Origin of the sequence: Polaromonas sp. AER18D-145 (genome assembly GCF_002379095.1) — a bacterium.
Classification (GTDB): Bacteria; Pseudomonadota; Gammaproteobacteria; order Burkholderiales; family Burkholderiaceae_C; genus Polaromonas.
Genome location: NZ_NBZV01000109.1, coordinates 1 through 1,614 on the forward strand (window position 1 = coordinate 1; position 1,614 = coordinate 1,614).

Consider the following 1,614-nt stretch of genomic DNA (forward strand, 5'->3'; position numbering starts at 1 on the left):
CTAGGAGCCTGTCGGACTTGAGTGCGCGCAAGCGATGATTTGCGGGCGAGGTGAATTTTTGAGGGCCCGAGTCGTGCTTTGCGCGTGATCGCACGATTGCGCGAAGCCTGGCAAGGCCTTACACGCTGTCTGTGGCCTTCGTTGGGCGAGTTTTCTGACCCCATTGCCCCGTTTCATGCCGCCCTCAGCACATGCAGCCGCTTGATATTCCATGCCAGCGTCACCAAAGACCACTCGCCCTCGGCCTTGTCCAGCCCGCGCATGGACATCTGGCGCCAGCCCATCGCCTGCTTGATGATCCCGAACACCGGCTCCACGGTTTGCTTGCGCAATCCATACAGTACTCGCCCCGCCTGGGTCTTGAGCCGATGGGCCATCTGGACCACCACATCGTCGCTCTCAGGCGCAGGAGCGTCCGGCGCAAAGCGCTGCAGCACCGGTAAATGGTGCGAATCACGTCCCATCGCCAGCAGTGGCTCAATCTGCCTCGCATGGCAGTGCCGCACATTGGCCTGGCTGCAGTAACCGGTGTCGGCCAGCAGCGTCTCGGGCTGTCCCAGCGAGGCCGGCAACGTGCTCAGTTCATCCAGTATGGGCAAGATTTCGCGCTTGTCGTTGGGCGCCTGGCTCACATGGGTGGCAATGACCAGCATGGTGGCCGTGTCCACCGCCGCCTGGGCGTTGTAGCTTTGCTCAAAGCCCCCGCCGGAGACGGGCATGATGCGCGAGTCCGCATCGGTGAGGCTGACCTGGTCGCTGTCTTTGGGGTCTGCCTTGGGCGGCTCAGGGTCCTTGCCGCGCGGCTTCTTGCCGGCATCGCGCTGGGCCTGGCGGCGCTTCATCTTGGCCTGGTGCTCCTGCTGTTCGGCCTCGAACCGTTCGCGCGCTCGCTGCTCGATCTGCATCTTGGCCGCATCGATGGCTTTGAGGCGCAGCTCGCGCCGCGCGATCTCGGCGGGTACGTCCATGCCATCGGGCACCCGCGCGCGATCGGCCTTCTCGCCCAGGTCCAGCAGGGCCTGCACTTCACTGCGCAACTGGGCTTCGATCTTGTTGGCATGGCCCCAGGACAGGGCCTTGTGCTTGTTGGCGTTGGCATGCACCTTGGTGCCGTCCAGCGCGATGGTGCCCAGCTTCAGGCATTTCATCTCGCGTGCCAGTATGAGCACTTGCACGAACAGCGACTTCACCTGTGGCAGGAAACGCCGCCGGAAGGTGGCGATGGTGTCGTGGTCAGGGTGGGTATTGGCCGCTACAAACCGCAACGCCACCGAGTCGTAAGTGGCCCGCTCGATCTTGCGCGAGCTGAACACACCGCTGGCATAGCCGTAAATCAGCAGCCCCAGCAGCACCGCCGGGTGATGGGCATCCGAGCCGCGACCGGCGTACTGCCCCACCAGTTCGCTCAGATCGAGCTGGTCGATGACTTCAACGACAAAGCGCGCCAAGTGATCTTCGGGCAGCCATTCGTCCACCGAGGGCGGCAGAAGGTAAGCAGTGTCTCGGTCAACAGATATGAACCGGCTCATCGGGCAGGACTCCTTTGGTCTACTCCAGCAATTGTTGCGCCATACCCCGCTTCGCGAAAGACGGGAAAGCCCGACAGGCTCCTAG

At 63.2% G+C, this 1,614-nt stretch carries 1 protein-coding gene; it reads right to left on the bottom strand.

Annotation, left to right across the window (positions count from 1 at the left end; genetic code table 11):
• Positions 1 to 173 precede the first annotated feature (173 nt).
• The gene (locus B7G52_RS23060) at positions 174 to 1,529 is read right to left on the bottom strand and encodes an IS1182 family transposase (protein ID WP_096699986.1); all 1,356 of its coding nucleotides are present in this window, start codon (positions 1,527 to 1,529) and stop codon (positions 174 to 176) included.
• Positions 1,530 to 1,614: the final 85 nt, after the last annotated feature.